Origin of the sequence: Pseudoalteromonas sp. SWXJ133 (assembly GCF_015864365.1) — a bacterium.
GTDB lineage: Bacteria > Pseudomonadota > Gammaproteobacteria > Enterobacterales > Alteromonadaceae > Pseudoalteromonas > Pseudoalteromonas arctica.
In genome coordinates this window covers 147,760-162,848 of record NZ_JADYXJ010000004.1, presented here as the reverse complement: position 1 = coordinate 162,848, position 15,089 = coordinate 147,760, and the positions used below count along the sequence as shown (strand labels likewise).

Annotated in this window: 17 protein-coding genes; 8 read left to right on the top strand and 9 right to left on the bottom strand. The window is 38.2% G+C overall.

Annotated features, from left to right (window positions below; genetic code table 11):
- Window positions 1-27: 27 nt before the first annotated feature.
- Window positions 28-432 (top strand): HIT domain-containing protein, encoded by a 405-nt coding sequence (locus I6F40_RS04805; protein ID WP_166378047.1) that lies wholly within the window; start codon window positions 28-30, stop codon window positions 430-432.
- 41 nt (window positions 433-473) lie between these two features.
- Here I6F40_RS04805 and I6F40_RS04800 read toward each other — a convergent pair whose 3' ends face one another.
- A complete protein-coding gene (locus I6F40_RS04800) occupies window positions 474-2,174 on the bottom strand; it encodes a dipeptidyl-peptidase 3 family protein (protein ID WP_197192555.1) in 1,701 nt (566 codons plus the stop codon).
- Between the two features lie 295 nt (window positions 2,175-2,469).
- On the opposite strand from I6F40_RS04800, the gene I6F40_RS04795 reads away from it, so the two are divergent.
- Window positions 2,470-3,309, top strand: coding sequence for an HDOD domain-containing protein (locus I6F40_RS04795; protein ID WP_166378051.1), 840 nt, complete (start codon window positions 2,470-2,472; stop codon window positions 3,307-3,309).
- A 55-nt stretch (window positions 3,310-3,364) separates the two neighbouring features.
- Here I6F40_RS04795 and I6F40_RS04790 read toward each other — a convergent pair whose 3' ends face one another.
- The 6 genes from I6F40_RS04790 to I6F40_RS04765 all read right to left on the bottom strand — a co-directional run bounded on the left by I6F40_RS04790 (window position 3,365) and on the right by I6F40_RS04765 (window position 7,396).
- Window positions 3,365-4,042 (bottom strand): FlgO family outer membrane protein, encoded by a 678-nt coding sequence (locus I6F40_RS04790; protein WP_166378052.1) that lies wholly within the window; start codon window positions 4,040-4,042, stop codon window positions 3,365-3,367.
- Window positions 4,043-4,145: 103 nt separating this feature from the next.
- Entirely contained in the window at window positions 4,146-5,822 is a 1,677-nt protein-coding gene (locus tag I6F40_RS04785) for an amidohydrolase (protein ID WP_166378054.1), read from the bottom strand.
- A 418-nt stretch (window positions 5,823-6,240) separates the two neighbouring features.
- Complete coding sequence (locus I6F40_RS04780; protein WP_024598659.1) at window positions 6,241-6,477, bottom strand: calcium-binding protein; 237 nt, start codon at window positions 6,475-6,477, stop codon at window positions 6,241-6,243.
- Window positions 6,478-6,486: 9 nt separating this feature from the next.
- Window positions 6,487-6,723, bottom strand: a complete 237-nt coding sequence (locus I6F40_RS04775; protein WP_007581558.1) for a hypothetical protein — start codon at window positions 6,721-6,723, stop codon at window positions 6,487-6,489.
- Window positions 6,724-6,910: 187 nt separating this feature from the next.
- Window positions 6,911-7,138 carry a hypothetical protein gene (locus I6F40_RS04770; protein WP_007581559.1) on the bottom strand — a complete coding sequence of 76 codons (228 nt, stop codon included), beginning with the start codon at window positions 7,136-7,138 and terminating at the stop codon, window positions 6,911-6,913.
- Window positions 7,139-7,162: 24 nt separating this feature from the next.
- Window positions 7,163-7,396 carry a cag pathogenicity island protein Cag25 gene (locus I6F40_RS04765; RefSeq protein WP_007581561.1) on the bottom strand — a complete coding sequence of 78 codons (234 nt, stop codon included), beginning with the start codon at window positions 7,394-7,396 and terminating at the stop codon, window positions 7,163-7,165.
- Window positions 7,397-7,726: 330 nt separating this feature from the next.
- Here I6F40_RS04765 and I6F40_RS04760 point away from each other — a divergent pair, with 330 nt between their 5' ends.
- The 5 genes from I6F40_RS04760 (at window position 7,727) to I6F40_RS04740 (ending at window position 12,770) form a co-directional block, all read left to right on the top strand.
- Window positions 7,727-9,184, top strand: coding sequence for a sensor histidine kinase (locus tag I6F40_RS04760; RefSeq protein ID WP_024607488.1), 1,458 nt, complete (start codon window positions 7,727-7,729; stop codon window positions 9,182-9,184).
- 1 nt (window position 9,185) lies between these two features.
- Entirely contained in the window at window positions 9,186-9,731 is a 546-nt protein-coding gene (locus tag I6F40_RS04755; RefSeq protein ID WP_024607489.1) for a hypothetical protein, read from the top strand.
- A gap of 2 nt (window positions 9,732-9,733) precedes the next feature.
- Window positions 9,734-11,083 carry a sigma 54-interacting transcriptional regulator gene (locus I6F40_RS04750; RefSeq protein ID WP_166378065.1) on the top strand — a complete coding sequence of 450 codons (1,350 nt, stop codon included), beginning with the start codon at window positions 9,734-9,736 and terminating at the stop codon, window positions 11,081-11,083.
- Window positions 11,084-11,091: 8 nt separating this feature from the next.
- Window positions 11,092-11,592 carry a DUF1543 domain-containing protein gene (locus I6F40_RS04745; protein ID WP_166378067.1) on the top strand — a complete coding sequence of 167 codons (501 nt, stop codon included), beginning with the start codon at window positions 11,092-11,094 and terminating at the stop codon, window positions 11,590-11,592.
- Between the two features lie 80 nt (window positions 11,593-11,672).
- Complete coding sequence (locus I6F40_RS04740) at window positions 11,673-12,770, top strand: murein transglycosylase domain-containing protein (RefSeq protein WP_331460296.1); 1,098 nt, start codon at window positions 11,673-11,675, stop codon at window positions 12,768-12,770.
- A gap of 34 nt (window positions 12,771-12,804) precedes the next feature.
- Here I6F40_RS04740 and I6F40_RS04735 read toward each other — a convergent pair whose 3' ends face one another.
- The gene (locus I6F40_RS04735) at window positions 12,805-13,023 is read right to left on the bottom strand and encodes a hypothetical protein (protein WP_166378071.1); all 219 of its coding nucleotides are present in this window, start codon (window positions 13,021-13,023) and stop codon (window positions 12,805-12,807) included.
- Window positions 13,024-13,155: 132 nt separating this feature from the next.
- Between I6F40_RS04735 and I6F40_RS04730 the strand changes: the two genes are divergently transcribed.
- Entirely contained in the window at window positions 13,156-14,406 is a 1,251-nt protein-coding gene (locus I6F40_RS04730; protein ID WP_166378073.1) for a multifunctional CCA addition/repair protein, read from the top strand.
- A gap of 5 nt (window positions 14,407-14,411) precedes the next feature.
- On the opposite strand, the gene I6F40_RS04725 is transcribed toward I6F40_RS04730, so the two are convergent.
- Complete coding sequence (locus I6F40_RS04725) at window positions 14,412-14,576, bottom strand: hypothetical protein (protein WP_166378075.1); 165 nt, start codon at window positions 14,574-14,576, stop codon at window positions 14,412-14,414.
- Between the last annotated feature and the right edge of the window lie 513 nt (window positions 14,577-15,089).

Genomic DNA, 15,089 nt, shown 5'->3' with positions numbered 1-15,089 from the left:
TTATTAAAGACAAAGTAGGACATAACAATGACTAACCCTGAATTTAAACTAGCGCCAGAACTTAAACGTGACTGTATAGAGCTTGCCGATTGGCCACTGTGTAAAGTGCTTTTATTGAACGACAGCCAATATCCGTGGTTTGTATTAGTGCCTAGGCAGGCTAACTTAAAAGAGATAATTGATTTATCTGAGGATGATCAAATTGTGTATTTAAAAGAGTCAGCCAAGCTAAGTAAATTATTAGTGGATGTGTTTAGCCCTGATAAGTTAAACATAGCTGCTTTGGGTAATATGGTGCCGCAATTACATATTCACCATATTGCACGCTTTACTACTGATGCTGCTTGGCCTGCGCCAATTTGGGGTAAGTACCCAGCTGTGCCGTATACAGATGTAAAAATTACAGAGTTAAAAAAAGCGCTGCAGTTTTAAGCTGCAACGCTTTTTTAGGGGTTAGCTAAGTTTAACTAAACTTATTTAAGCCCTAAAACTTCCCTACCTTGCTTAAACGTTACATCTACAGGGATATTTGCTTTGCTTAGTTTTTCTAAGTCTTTAGCAAGTTCTTCTTTTATATCGCCATGCGTTGCAATTAGTTGATCTACTTTTTCGTAATCGCCATCACCTTGTAGGGTCAAAATTAAGCGAGAAAGATTAGCAATAGCAGTGCTCATTTTTTCCATGTTAATGCTGTATAAACCCGCTTCATTTTTAGAAAATGCGCCTTCTTGTGCAAAAAAGTTAAAGCGGATCATGTTTGCTTGTCCATGCGCACTCGATGCACCAAAACGTACTGAACGGAAAATACCCGCCATAAACGTAGTGTAGTAATCTTCAAGTGTGCCTTCAGTGATCTCGCCTTTTTTAAGCAACTGCTCAACCATGTACAGGCCTAAAATATCGGCTTTACCCTCTTCAAGCGCACTTGCGTGTTCTTGTAGTGATTGACGAACAGTGCCTTTACCAGTAATTGTATTTTTAATACCTAAACCGTGAGCCACTTCGTGGAACATCGTATTGGCAAAAAATGCATCAAAAGTAATGTGTTTACGTTGCTCAGCTACAATTAACTGCTCTGAAATTGGTACTAGAATTTTATCAAACTTGGCACGCATCGCATTTTTAAGTTGCAGACGACGAGTTCCTTTTTCTAGCTGTACTTGCTCATCGTTTGGTAAGTTAATTGCAATTGTTTTACTACCCGCGTTTGAATGCCCAGCGTAGTAAACAACATCATATGCATTTAAGTCGGCGTCAGAGCCTGGTACTTCTTGCTTGTACTTAGCATCAACGGGTAAGCCTTTTTGAAGTTCCGGTAAAAATGCTGCAAACTTAGCTAAACGTTCACTCCATTTTAAATCTTTGATAAGTACATAAGACTCATAAGCAGCACGGTAACCAAATAATTGATCTTCATAGGTCTCAATTGGACCAATAACCACATCTACTGGGTTGTTCTTCATGTCCATCCAAGCAAAGTCAGAAACTTGGAAGTCATCTTTTTGTAGAGCATCAGCACGCAGATTTAGGTAATTAGCAAATTCTTTATCGTCAGCAAGTTTACTTGCTTGACGTAAAAGGTCGGCGGCAGTTGTAAGCTCATCAGCGTATTCTTTTGAATATGGCACGCTGTAAAGCTTGCCTTGCTCATCACGCTTAATTACAGAGTAAAGCCCAGTTTTGTCTTCAACATCTGCATTGTTTAACTCTTCTTTAGTTATATCAGCAGGGTAAAACTGTGCGCCAAGAGGTTTTTCTTTATAGCTGGATAAAAACGCTTCATCGCCATTTAAACGATCCCATGGACCGTAGTTAATATCGGCAAATTTACGTACTTTGTCGTTGCTTAACTTTGCTAAAAGAACATCTTTATTTTCACCAAAAGATTGCTTCCAAAATAACTCGTCCATAATTTTTGAAGCGTCAATAAGTTTTGCAACCATCGCTCGTTGATTGTCGCTCAAATGTGATAAATCACTTTTTAAGCTAAAGTCGGTGTAAATATCTAAACGTTGCTTATCTATGTTAATAAGCTCAGGGCCTGATTGTGCATTGCTTTTTTGAGCAAGTTCTGTGGCTGTGTTGTCGGTAGAAGGCGGCGCTTGTTCAGAACATGCACTAAGAAAAACGACACCAGAAAGCGCAATTGCTTGGCTAATTTTATTTAAGTTCATTATATTGCCTGTGGAAAAGTAAGTTTGATAATTTGTACTGCTTTGGTTAAAGACTAAATATGTACAAACGCTTCCTTATTGTGTGTGCATTAAAGCAAAACTAATTGGTAAATAGCAAGTATTTGGTGTTGTAAGGCAAACATATGCGTTAACGCATCAGAAATAAAAATAAACTTCTGTAATTTCCTTAACTTTATCGGTAAGTTAGATAATACTAATTATATTACGAATACGGAAAATAACTGCCTGAGTTTGCAGTTACTTTACAGGCTGAACACAAAAGGATGGCGACTTTATGTCTACAGAAAATGCTTTATTAACGATTTTAGTCGATAGAATAAATAATGATACTCTCGTTTTACCAACGCTACCTGAGGTAGCGATTAAGGTTCGCCAAGCTGCTGATAACCCTGATGTGAATTTAATGCAAATGTCAGATGTGATCTCGCAAGATCCCGCGCTTTCAGCTCGAATGATAAAAGTAGCCAATAGTGCGATTATGGGACGTTCTGTAAAAGTATCCAATTTACAACAAGCAGTGACTCGAATTGGGTTGCGTCAGATTAAAAATATTGCAACTGCTATGGCTATGGAGCAACTGTTTGTATCAAATAATGAGCTAATTAAAGGTTACATGAGCAAGGCTTGGCAAAAAACACTAACAGTTGCGAGTCATTCAATATCACTCATGGAATTTTACCTAAAAAATAATAAACACACTTCGTTAAACCGTGATTCAATTACATTAGCATCACTTGTTTATAATATTGGTGTTTTACCAATTTTAACCGAGGCAGAGCGCCATCCTGAAGTGTTTGCTAACCCAAGCTTTTTAGCTCATGCAATTCAAAAACTTAGCGGGAAGGTAGGCTCATCAATTATGCAAGCTTGGGAGTTTCCTAAAGAGTTTGTAGATGTAGCTCATAGCTGGGCAGACCCAAGTTACAAACCAGAGAAGGTTAGTTATGTAGACTTTATTCGAGTAGGGGCTATTTTAGAGGGCACGCTACAAGTTACTGATAAATCGGCGGCGCTGCAAACATACATAGATAAAGGTGTAATACCGTCTATGCAGCTGTTCACAAGCGATGAATACAACGATATGCTAAATGATGTAAAAGAGATGTTTAGTTAAACGCACTTCGCTACACAAACAAAAAAGGGTTAACTAGCGTTAACCCTTTTTGCTTTTATTGAATTGCGTCTAATACTATTCCATCAGTTCTGCGAGTAGGGTACAAAGACTCAACTACAAAACTTGGAATAAACCCTTTAGCTGATGACACCACTACTTTAGATTTCGCACCAATAATTCGGGCATTAACAATAACACCACGGTTAGTGTATGTAAGCGTGCCAGTTAAAGTGTATTCAATATGTGGATACCCTTTAATATCTTTACCATTTCGACTAAACGAAAAATCACCCATCGGTGTTACATGCACTGTACCTGTATGCTTATAATCAACAACAGACAAACCAAATTCTTGTAATTCAGTAATGAAGCTTTCAGCTAAATGATTACCAAAAATATTAGTTGTTTGAAGGTTATCGTCTAAATTTACAAACGAGGTAATAGCGATAGGCGTACCGCTATTTATGTAATTCATATTCTCAATTAGCTTCATTGCTAATTGCTCAGTGTAATTACTTAATAACTTACTGCTGTTAATTGGGCGATAATTATTTTCAGGAAATTGCCAGTTATTAACGCGTGGTTGATGGTCTGTAGCATAGCGGTTATGAACGTTATTATAGCCAATATTGTTATGTGGCGCGTGTCCGTTATAAACAGGATGAGTAGTACACGCCGAAAGCGACAGTGTAAAAAGTGCCGATAAAGTAAGAGTTATTTTTTTTGATAACATGTTTTCTTCCTGAAACATAAGGGGATTTTATAAATACTCCTCCTTATCGACACACTTTTTGATTACTTTAATTAAATTTAATAATTAATTTGTTTATTTTTTATTATAGTGCTTTTGTAACCTCTTCTTTTTTATAGCGTAGCTTACCTGCAACCCATGTTTGTAGTACGTTGGTTTTATATATCTCGTCAACAGGTATTTTAAAGTAGTCTTTATCAATTAAAATAAAGTCTGCCCATTTACCTGTTTCTAAACTACCCACCTGAAATTCTTGATGAGCCGCATAGGCGCCACCAAGAGTAAATGCACGTAATGCATCTTCGCGGCTTAGTACTTCACTTGCACGCCAGCCGTTTTCAGGTAGTTTGTTATGATCCATACGTGTAATGGCTGAATACAAACCGTCGAATGGATTTGCAAGCTCTACAGGATAATCAGACCCTGCTGCAACAACCGAACCTTGCTGTAAAAATGTTTGCCACGCGTAGGCGCCGCTTAGTTGCTTTCCAGTTAAACGCTGCTCTGCCATATGCATATCAGAGGTGGCATGCACCGGCTGCATTGAAGGGATTATTTTTAACGCTTTAAAGCGAGGGATATCCTCAGGCGTTACAATTTGTGCGTGCTCTATTCGGTTACGTAGTAATATACCGCCCGTTTTTTTAAACACATTTTGATAGGCGTCAAGTACTACTTTATTTGCTTTATCGCCAATTGCGTGAGTATTTGCGCTAAAGCCGCTTTTAAAGCTTTGTGTAAAGAGCGCTTCGAGTTTTCCTTGTGTTTCAAGCATTAAGCCATGGTGACCAGGTCTGTCTGCATACTCTTCAATCAGAGCGGCTCCGCGAGAGCCAAGTGCGCCATCGGCGTAAACTTTAACACTGCGAATTTCCATAAAGTCATTTTTATCGTGGTATCGGCCTGCCTTTAACATTGTGCCTAAATCAGGGCTTGCGCCACTTAGCATTGCCACAATACGTAATGGCAAATTACCAAGGTCGCCGCGCTCTTTGTAAACTTCCCATGTGGTTTTATCAATACCTGCATCGTGAGTAGAGGTAATGCCTAAACTTAATAAATGCTTACCTGCTGCATCTAGTGAGTCACTTATATCTTGTTTTGAAGGGGCTGGCATATACTGGGCAATTAGCGATTCTGCTTTATCGATAAAAATACCTGTAGGATTGCCAAATTCGTCTTTAATTATTTCACCGCCTTCAGGGGCTTTTGTTTGGGCGGTAATACCAGCAAGTTCGAGCACTTTTGAATTAACCCAAATGGCGTGACTATCAACCCGAGAAAGCACCACAGGTCGTTCGCTAACTACTTTGTCTAAATCTTTAGCCGTAGGAAAGCGTGTATCAGCCCAAAGCTCTTGGTTCCAACCTCGCCCTATAATCCAACCTTGTTTATTATCGGCAAATACTTTTAGTTTATTTGTTACTTCATCAACCGATTTTGCGCCACGTACGTCAAGTTGCGATAAATTATCGCCAAGGCCAATAACGTGCCCATGAGCATCAATTAAGCCAGGTAATAAGGTATTACCGTGTGCGTCAATTAGCTTGGCATCTGGGTAGCTATCTTTAAGTGTTTCGCTACCTAGCTTAACGACCTTGCCATTTTTAATGACGAGGGTAGAAAACTGCTGTACTTCACCTTTGTATAAAGGGGTATAACCATTGGCGTTATAAATTACTTTTGTTTGTGCGAGAGTGTAGCTAGAACTAGCGCAAAGGCTGGCTAGTATGAGTGGTTTGATTATTTTTTTGAGTGGCATAGTTACTTAATTTTTATTGCTAATTTACTTACATTAACAAACTTGATTTTATAATACCAATGAATTGATAGACCTCATTTTAATGTTTTTCTCTATATTAACTGTTTACAAAATAGGTAATTAATGTGATTATTTAGTATGCAAAACAATCAATAAAGCATAAGGAAACCCTCTATTTATTACTCCCCTTGGGCATGATGCTAAAAGCCGCAAAGAAAAGTATTTCAGATTGTGTTGAGTTGTCTGTATTAGTTAACTCACAAGGTAGTGCTCAAGGGTATAGTGTCATTTAGTCCTATCCTGAGGGAGTATTTGATGATTATGCTGCAGCTTCTATAAGCTTATGGCACTGGAAACCGACAGCTAACAATGAAAGTAAGCAACCTGTACTAAAATGGATTTTATGGTGAGCCCAAAACTACTTACTTGCATATAAACCGTATTCGTTTAGTGCTAACTTACCGTCTTTATCGCTATCGTAGCTTGAAAATCGTGACCACAAAGCAGGGTCTATAGCGGTTTCTGAGCGTGATAAAAAACCATCTTTGTTCCTATCTAGCTTTTTAAATTGCTTTGCAATGTCGTTACTTGCGGCAAAACTAAATGTGCTAAAAATACTAAACGCCAGCAGCGTTATATAGCTAATACTTTTCATACAAATCACTTAGTAAAGGTTGTTAGTTAGATAACTTTTAAATTCGACTAGCGAAATTTGGTTATCTTGGTTTTTGTCCCATTTTACAAAGGTGTTTAAAAGTTGTGGTTGGGGATCAAGTTCGTCGTGTGTTAAATAGCCACTTTTGTCGCTATCTAGGTGATCAAAGCGTTGCTTTACATCAAGTGCCGCGGCATCAAAACTTAATAGCATTAAAATGCTTATAACAAGGGAAAGTATCTTCATGGTTTTCCTTCCAAAAGATGTATTAAAAGTTCGTGGCTAAAATAAAATAAAAAGGAAAAAAGCACTTGCCGTAATTTAACTCCCAACATTAAATCCTTTTACACACTCCCTCAGGGATTATGGCAAATGCTTTTAAATTCAGTTTACTTGTAACAAACTTAAGTAAAGCTTAATCAGTAATTACTCATTAAGGCTTAAAGCTTTCAAATTCTTTTTTTGAGACTTTTTCATCACCGTCTTCATCTAAGTCGGCAAATTGTCTCATTACTTCCTTGTCTTCCTTAGCTTCTACAATTGATATTTGCCCGTCCATATCCTTATCTAAATGGGCAAAGCGCACGTTTGTTGGCGATGCAATTACGGTGGCACTAATTGCTAAAAACATTAATGAAAAAGCGGCTATAAGTTGTTTCATAATCACGTTCCTTATTAAATGAGTTTATTGAATAAATTTTTTGAATTCATCTAGCGACAATTGCCCATCTTGATTAGTATCAATTTGTAAAAAATTCTCGTGTAACACGGCATCTTCACCTGCTTCGGCTTCACTTAATGTGCCATTACTGTCTTTATCAAGCTCGTTAAAAGTCGCGTGAACGTCCATTGCGTGTGCGTTAGCGCCTAAAAAGCCTAAAGCCAGTAATGATGAAATTACTAAAATGCGTTTGTTCATAATTATTTCCTTATTGATTAAAGTTATTACTCCTACTACAAAAATGATGCCAAAAATAATTATTGTTAATTTTCAAGTGTTTATGTTTTTAACTTGAAAGAGGTGGGAAGTTTTTACGGGGTTTATTGTAATTTTTGTGTGCCTTTTGCAACACTATGTAGTGAGATTAAAGGTAGGGTTTAAAAATCAATGGTTTACGTTGTCTCTATTTGGCGACACATTGTTTTTGTAGCGCTGGCTGTTAATCGTATTAAATATAATTGCTGGTTCAGCTAGTGTATAAGGTAAGCACTTAATAATAGAACGCTTAACTTAAAAGGACTAAACGAAATGCCAGCAACCATAGCTAAAAAATACCATGCAATGCTTAACTGGCGGCCTAATTTAATTGGGCAATTTGCAATGAGTATGCTGCTTTCGTTACTCCCGCTTTCTATAGTGGTGATTGTATTTTTAAATGCGCTTAACAAGCAATTAGCAGTGACTCAAAGTATCGTGAGTAACAACTACCAAGTTACCAAATCGTTTAACACTCTAAAACAAGAACTCAACAGCCTTGAGCGCGCCACTAGGCAAAACTGGGTATTAAAAAGCGAATCGTTAGATAAGCTCATTGTCGATAAATGGCAATCATCCCTGCAAAGTATTGATGAACTTAAATTTGTAAACACGGATAAAGATTACACCCACCAATGGCAACGCTTATATGCCACCTTACAAACAGCGCATGTAGAGCTTGTTGAGAAAAAACAACAGCAAGCGGAGCTATTTGTGCCAGTGAGCGATTTAGTTGCTGAGCTTACTTTATGGTTACGTGATAAAAATGAAGCGCAAATTACCAATAACCAAAATGAGCTTACAAGCCTACAAACTTCATTTATAAACTGGCTGGTGGCACTTATTCCACTTACTTTAATTGTTGGTGGTGGTTTTTTATGGCGTATAAGTGGGCGACTAAAAGGGTTAACTACAGTTATTGATAAACTAGGGCAGGGGCATTGGCAGCAAAAAATATCTGTAAAAGGCTCCGCTGAGCTAGTTGAGCTAGGAGAAAAACTCCAATGGGTGCAAGAGCAACTTCATATGCTTGAGCAGCAAAAAGATACCTTTTTACGCCATGTTACCCATGAGCTAAAAACGCCGCTTGCTTCAATGGTCGAAGGCACTGACTTACTAACTGATGAAATAGTAGGCCCAATTACTGCTGAGCAAAAAGCAGTGCTTGAGCTTATTAGCCAATCTATGGTGCGCCTTCGCACAATGATTGACAGCCTGCTGAGTTATAATGCGATTCGCACCAGTAAAGACAGCCTAAGCGAAGTTGAGTTTAGCTATCTTATTAATAAAATTAATAGCCATTTTGAACATCGCTTAAGTGCGCGTCAGCAAGCTCTGCAATGGCAAAATAACTTACCTAATAAACAGCTTGCATTACCTAGTGAGCTTATTGAGATGATTTTAATTCAGCTTATTTCAAATGGCTTAAAATTTTCACAAGATAAGCAAAGCGTTACTATTAATTTAGCGCTTGAGCAAAACCAACTTTGCATTGCTGTACTTGATAAAGGGTGCGGTATTAAAGAGCAAGAAAAAACTCAAATTTTCAGCGCATTTTATCAAGGTAAACACAGTAAAAATGTTACGCTGCAAGGCAGTGGGCTTGGCTTAACTATTGTGAAAGAGTCTGTTGAACAGCTAAGAGGTACACTTACTGTTGAGCATAACGAGCCGCATGGTTGCCGGTTTTCAATTAAAATTCCCATAACAAAAAATCTAGGAGTTAATTAACATGCGCTTGCGTTTAATCGCTATTTTATGTGTGCTCAGTAGCAGCATGGTTATATCAGGTTGTGAAATTAATAATGGGCAAGAAGAGCGTGTGTCAATTACACCTGCACCTGTGGTCGATACCAAAATAACGAACGACAAAAACAGTAAACCTAGTCCAAAACCCAGACCAAAAATAGAACCTAGCTATCCGCCTGCAGAGCAAGTTATTGCATGGCACGCTAATCAGTGTGGCGGATTTAAATTGGTGCCAAAAAAAGATATTTTTACAGGTGAAAACGATCTTAAACGCTTTTTTAAATTTATGTGCTTAAACATAAATGATGATCCAAATACGGTGATGACTAAGTTGTTAAAACTCGATCTTGCTTACTTTTGGCCAGATGATATAAAGCAATATTTATGGCTTCAAAAGCAGCAAGTGACTATGCAAATAAATGCTAAAAAAGAGCAGCAAGCACTTAACAATAAAATGCAAGAAACCCTCTCATCGTTAGCAACAATTGAGCAGCAGCTTTTACTACGAGAAGAAACTAAGGAGCAGTAACTATGGCAGCAACCAAAGTGCAAGGTGCAAAAGTATTACTCGTTGACGACGACGCTAGTTTATTAAAACTGCTCGCTATTCGCATCGAATCAAAAGGATACGAAGTAATGACCTGTGAAAGTGGCTTAACCGCACTACAAACACTAAAAAGCCAAGTGTTTGACGCCGTAATAACCGACCTACGTATGGATGAAATGGATGGCATGGCACTGCATCGTCAGTTGCAAAGCCGCTACCCTGCATTACCTGTCATTATGATGACAGCGCACGGTTCAATTCCTGATGCCGTAGAGGCAACTAAGCAGGGCATTTTTGCATTTATAACTAAACCTGTAGATAAAGATGAGCTATTTGACAGCCTTGCTAAAGCGATAGAAATACATGGTGTTAATGCAGATGAAGTTGTACCAAAAAGCAATATAGTTACGCGTAGTGGCACAATGCTGCACTTGTTAGAGCAAGTAAAACTACTTGGGCCAACGCAAGTTAATGTATTGATTTCGGGGGCTAGTGGTACAGGTAAAGAGCTACTCGCACAGGCGATTCATCAGCATAGTCATGTAAGCGGTGGCCCTTTCGTTGCAATTAACTGCGGCGCTGTACCGGGTGAGCTTTTAGAGTCTGAATTATTTGGTCATAAAAAAGGCTCTTTTACGGGCGCAATTAAAGATCATCAAGGTTTGTTTCAGCAAGCTGAGGGCGGCACGCTATTTTTAGACGAGATAGGCGATATGCCACTTAACTTGCAGGTTAAGTTACTGCGCGTATTACAAGAAAAAACAATTCGCCCCGTAGGCTTTCAAGAAGAAATAGCGATTGATGTACGTATTGTATCGGCAACACATAAAAATCTTCCTGAAGCTATTTTAAACCAGCAATTTAGAGAAGATTTATATTATCGCTTAAACGTAGTTAATTTAAAATTACCGCCATTGTGTGAGCGCCGCGAAGATATAAGCTTATTAGCACAGCACTTTAGTGCAAGCATTGCTAAGCGCATGAAGCAAACTGAAAAACACTTTGCAAGCGATGCTATGCATGCGCTTGTGCGTTACGACTGGCCAGGTAATATCCGCCAACTACAAAACGTAGTAGAGCAGGTTGTAGCATTAACGCCAAGCGATGTTATTTCAGAGCACTTAGTATTAGCTGCGCTAAATAGTAACGAAACAAACGTAGAACCATTATCACTAAACGACGCTAAAAAAGAGTTTGAGCGTGACTATGTAATTAACACTTTAAAAATGGCAGATGGTAACGTAGCCGAAGGCGCTAAGCTTGCTAAGCGCAACCGCTCAGATTTTTATAAGCTGATTAAAAAGCATAATATTGATGTTGATAATTTAGGTTAAGGAAAAGCATGCAGTTATTTATGGTGTATTTAGGTGGACGGATTCAAGGTTGCCACATTGAAATGCATGATATTCGTTTTGTTGTAGGGCAAAACATCGAGCAAACTTATACAAAGTTAAAAAGCCAGTGGGTAGGCGACAGAAGTAGTGTTCACATGGATAGCTACATGGCAATTAATCATATTGATGGCTTTAAAGTAGAGATTGTTGATGCGTACGTTGAACAAAATAAGCAACTCTATTTTGTAAATTTAGGCGCTTACAGAAGTGATTCTATGGCTGAGCAACACGACTTTGCACTGTATGTTGCAAGCAGTAGCCATGAAGCTAAAGAGCGAGCTAAAAACGATTTACTCGCAGGGCTTAGCCATATTCATAAAGATGATTTACATGACGTAGACGATTGTTTTGCCATTGATTTACTCGATAGTAAACTAAATATAAAGTTGACACCAAGCGGTGAAGCACAAACAATAAAGCCAGATTGGTTTGGTTATTATATTTTATAATTTAACAGTGTTTAATAGGGATGTTTGTGAAGAAGTATGGTTTTATAGTTCTAATTTTATTCTTAGCCGGCTGTGAATCAGTGTCACATTTGGCGCCGGTAAGAGATCTCAATAAGCTTGCTAACCAAGTGAAGAGCAACCCCACCGACGTTAAAGAAATTCAAAAGCAAGTAAAAAAAACACAACGTTCAATTAAAAAGCAAGTTGGTAGTGTTGGGCAGCTTTTAGCTACTTTAGAGAGTGTTGTTAGCCGTAAGTGGGGGAAAAAAAATACTCAGCAACCAACACGTAGAAAGTATGTGAAATATAGTAATGACTACCAAGCTAGAGCAATCATTGATTTTGATAGCAGCACTGTTCTCGTTGAAACAATCGCGACTAAAAATACAGACGCGTTATTAACCCAAGCAATTGTTACCACACTTTTAACCTCAAGCGACCCAGATAAAACGGATATTTTTACAAGTGAAGCTCCGATTTTAGAAGGCGAACCTTTTTTATATCAGCAAGTTTTAGATGAAGATGGACTTCCCATTAAATATCAATGGAGAGCGAATCGTTTTGCTCATTATTTAATTGATACAAAAATGCAAAAAAAACGTAGTGATGGTCATCAGATTACATCCGTTACTTTTGAATTAGTCGAACAAAATGCTCATTTACGAAAACAAAAATATAGTGAGTATGTTTTAGCTGCATCAAAGAAATACCAAATATCAGCGTCGCTTATCTACGGTATTATTGAAACAGAAAGTCATTTTAATCCGTATGCGGTGAGTTCTTCAAATGCTTATGGTTTAATGCAAATAATTCCTGCAACTGCAGGTAAAGATGTATACCAACGAATAAAAAAAGTATCGGGCCAACCAAGCAAAGAGGTTCTTTTTGATCCTAAAAATAACATTGATATAGGCAGTGCTTACTTAAGTATTTTACAGAACGATTATTTGAATAAGATTAATACTCAACAAAACCAACACTATGCCATGATTTCATCGTACAACGGTGGCGCAGGTAATGTACTAAGAATATTTAATCAAGATAGGGATATTGCTTTTTCGAAAATAAACCAACTTACTTCCAGTCAGTTTTATTACATATTAACAACTAAACATTCGAGGGAAGAGTCTCGACGTTACCTAGAAAAAGTGACAATTGCAGAAAAAACATATCAATAATTAACATAAGAGAATAACGAAAAGTAGTTATTAACTACTTTTCGTTATCATCACGCTCACTTTTAGCCGCCATTTTAAACGCCACAATAACCAATCCAAACATAGCAAATGGAAGCGCTGCCAACATATATTCAACCATATTACTGTCTTGAAAATTAGCTTGTAGTAAAAAGTGCCCCGCCACACACATTAAAATAACCACTAATAAAATAGGCAGTAACATGAGTTCTTTTTTTGATGAGTGGTTTTTCATTGAATGTGAGGCTATAGCTAAAAATAATGCACCATTGTAATGAGCTTACTTAAGCTTGGCAAACACCGCAGAATTTTTTAATTAATGTTATGATTAGCGTCAAACAATTGGGCAAGTGTTATTAGGAATAAAGTGAAAAGTAACTTAAAAAAAGTTTACCTCGTTGGTGGTGCAGTGCGCGACAAGCTGCTAAATATAAAATCAAAAGATAACGATTATGTAGTGATTGGTGAAACACCAGAGACAATGCAATCGCTTGGTTTTGTGCCAATAGGTAGCGACTTTCCGGTTTACTTACACCCAAAAACAAAAGAAGAATATGCACTAGGGCGCACAGAGCGTAAAAGTGGCAAAGGCTATACTGGCTTTGTGGTTGATGCCAGCCCAACAGTGACGCTAGAAGAAGATTTAGCAAGGCGTGATTTAACCATAAATTCAATGGCGCTTGATGAACACGGTAATATTATTGACCCGTTTAATGGCCAAACTGACTTACAAAATAAAACACTGCGCCACACCACAGAGGCATTTGTAGAAGACCCTGTTCGAGTACTGCGTATTGCCCGTTTTTTAGCGCGCTATGGCAGTGATTGGCGTATTCACCCAAGTACGTATGCATTAATGCGCGAGCTTAAAAATAAAGGTGAGCTAAATCATTTAGTACCTGAGCGCGTGTGGCTTGAAACTGAAAAAGCACTGGGTGAAAAGCACCCTGAGCTTTATTTTGAAGCACTGCAAGGCTTAGGTATTTTCCCAGAGCTTGAGTGCATGGTTAATGTACCGCAACCGGCAAACCATCATCCTGAAGGGGATGTATTTATACATACTATGCTGGTACTTAGGCGCGCTGCCGATTTAAATTTTGATTTAGAAACACGTTTCGCAGCACTAACGCATGACTTTGGTAAAGCACTTAGCTTTAAAAAGTATGGAAACTTACGTGGACACGAACGCGAAGGCGTTGCGGTAATTGAAAAGTTTTGTGAGCGCTTAAAAGTGCCTAACCGTTTTCGCGATGTTGGCGTACTCACCAGTGATAATCACACCCTTTGCCACACGATTGATCAGTTAAGGCCGCAAACCATTCACAAGCTAATAGTGACTAACTTAAATGCGTTGGTACACCCAGGACGTTTTATAGCGTTTACTCAAGCGTGCCAATGCGATGCACAAGGGCGTGGTAAAACACTTGTAGACAAGCCATACCCGCAAGCAGCTAAGCTGCGAGCAATTCATACTGAACTGCAAAAAATGGATAAGAAGCAGGTAGTGCAAAATGCACTTAAAAATGGCAAAAAAGGCCCTGAAATAGGCGAAGAAGTAAAACTAGCCGAAATAAACTGCATTAAAGCATTTTTGGAACGCGTGAATTCTCAAGCGTAATCAAATTAGACTAGGTAGTGCGATATACCTTGGCTTTTAGTCGTGTCGTGCTTTCTTAGCTCTTTGTAGTTAGTACTTTTAGGTTTTACACTCTCTGATTCAGGCTTTTTAGACGACCTATATAAATCAAAAATAAAGTCTAGTTCTTCACGCTCTAGTGATGGCTTCATGGGTATTCCTCAAATGTAATACTTTAATATGGTATTAGGGTATGGCCGTTTGACTGAATAAAAAGTGAATAGTTACATTTGAAGTTGCACTAAATTGTAATCGGCAGGTTTTGAGGGACGAGTAGAATATAATTGTTAATTTATATGGAGTTGAGGTAAATAAAAATAAATTAGTTTAACAAATAATATACAGCTGAATTTAGGGTCTGTTGATCTTTCAAGGTTAAATTTGCAGCAGTCTGTTTGGTATTTAGGCAAGGCAGAGCCTATACAGTGTGGTTATTCCCCATAAATAGGCGATAACGTAGCATTAATGCCAAACATGCGCTGCCCAAAGGGTTCTTCCTAGGGGCTATTTACTCTTTGTTGCTCGGTTTTGACTTAGCCCACTAGGTTACAAATCTCGCGCCGCGATTAAATAGCCCCTAGTTTGAACAAATTTTAATCCGCAAAGATCAACAGACCCTAATTTATTACGTAATTACTATTTGCATATAATGCTGTAGCTATAAA

Excerpts from the sequence above, each read along its gene's own strand:
- I6F40_RS04760 (WP_024607488.1), top strand. The coding sequence starts at position 7,727 with ATGCCAGCAACCATAGCTAAAAAATACCATGCAATGCTTAACTGGCGG.
- I6F40_RS04780 (WP_024598659.1), bottom strand. The coding sequence starts at position 6,477 with ATGAAAAGTATTAGCTATATAACGCTGCTGGCGTTTAGTATTTTTAGC.
- I6F40_RS04735 (WP_166378071.1), bottom strand. The coding sequence starts at position 13,023 with ATGAAAAACCACTCATCAAAAAAAGAACTCATGTTACTGCCTATTTTA.
- I6F40_RS04745 (WP_166378067.1), top strand. The coding sequence starts at position 11,092 with ATGCAGTTATTTATGGTGTATTTAGGTGGACGGATTCAAGGTTGCCAC.
- I6F40_RS04770 (WP_007581559.1), bottom strand. The coding sequence starts at position 7,138 with ATGAAACAACTTATAGCCGCTTTTTCATTAATGTTTTTAGCAATTAGT.
- I6F40_RS04725 (WP_166378075.1), bottom strand. The coding sequence starts at position 14,576 with ATGAAGCCATCACTAGAGCGTGAAGAACTAGACTTTATTTTTGATTTA.
- I6F40_RS04795 (WP_166378051.1), top strand. The coding sequence starts at position 2,470 with ATGTCTACAGAAAATGCTTTATTAACGATTTTAGTCGATAGAATAAAT.
- I6F40_RS04805 (WP_166378047.1), top strand. The coding sequence starts at position 28 with ATGACTAACCCTGAATTTAAACTAGCGCCAGAACTTAAACGTGACTGT.
- I6F40_RS04765 (WP_007581561.1), bottom strand. The coding sequence starts at position 7,396 with ATGAACAAACGCATTTTAGTAATTTCATCATTACTGGCTTTAGGCTTT.
- I6F40_RS04755 (WP_024607489.1), top strand. The coding sequence starts at position 9,186 with ATGCGCTTGCGTTTAATCGCTATTTTATGTGTGCTCAGTAGCAGCATG.
- I6F40_RS04790 (WP_166378052.1), bottom strand. The coding sequence starts at position 4,042 with ATGTTATCAAAAAAAATAACTCTTACTTTATCGGCACTTTTTACACTG.
- I6F40_RS04750 (WP_166378065.1), top strand. The coding sequence starts at position 9,734 with ATGGCAGCAACCAAAGTGCAAGGTGCAAAAGTATTACTCGTTGACGAC.
- I6F40_RS04785 (WP_166378054.1), bottom strand. The coding sequence starts at position 5,822 with ATGCCACTCAAAAAAATAATCAAACCACTCATACTAGCCAGCCTTTGC.
- I6F40_RS04800 (WP_197192555.1), bottom strand. The coding sequence starts at position 2,174 with ATGAACTTAAATAAAATTAGCCAAGCAATTGCGCTTTCTGGTGTCGTT.
- I6F40_RS04775 (WP_007581558.1), bottom strand. The coding sequence starts at position 6,723 with ATGAAGATACTTTCCCTTGTTATAAGCATTTTAATGCTATTAAGTTTT.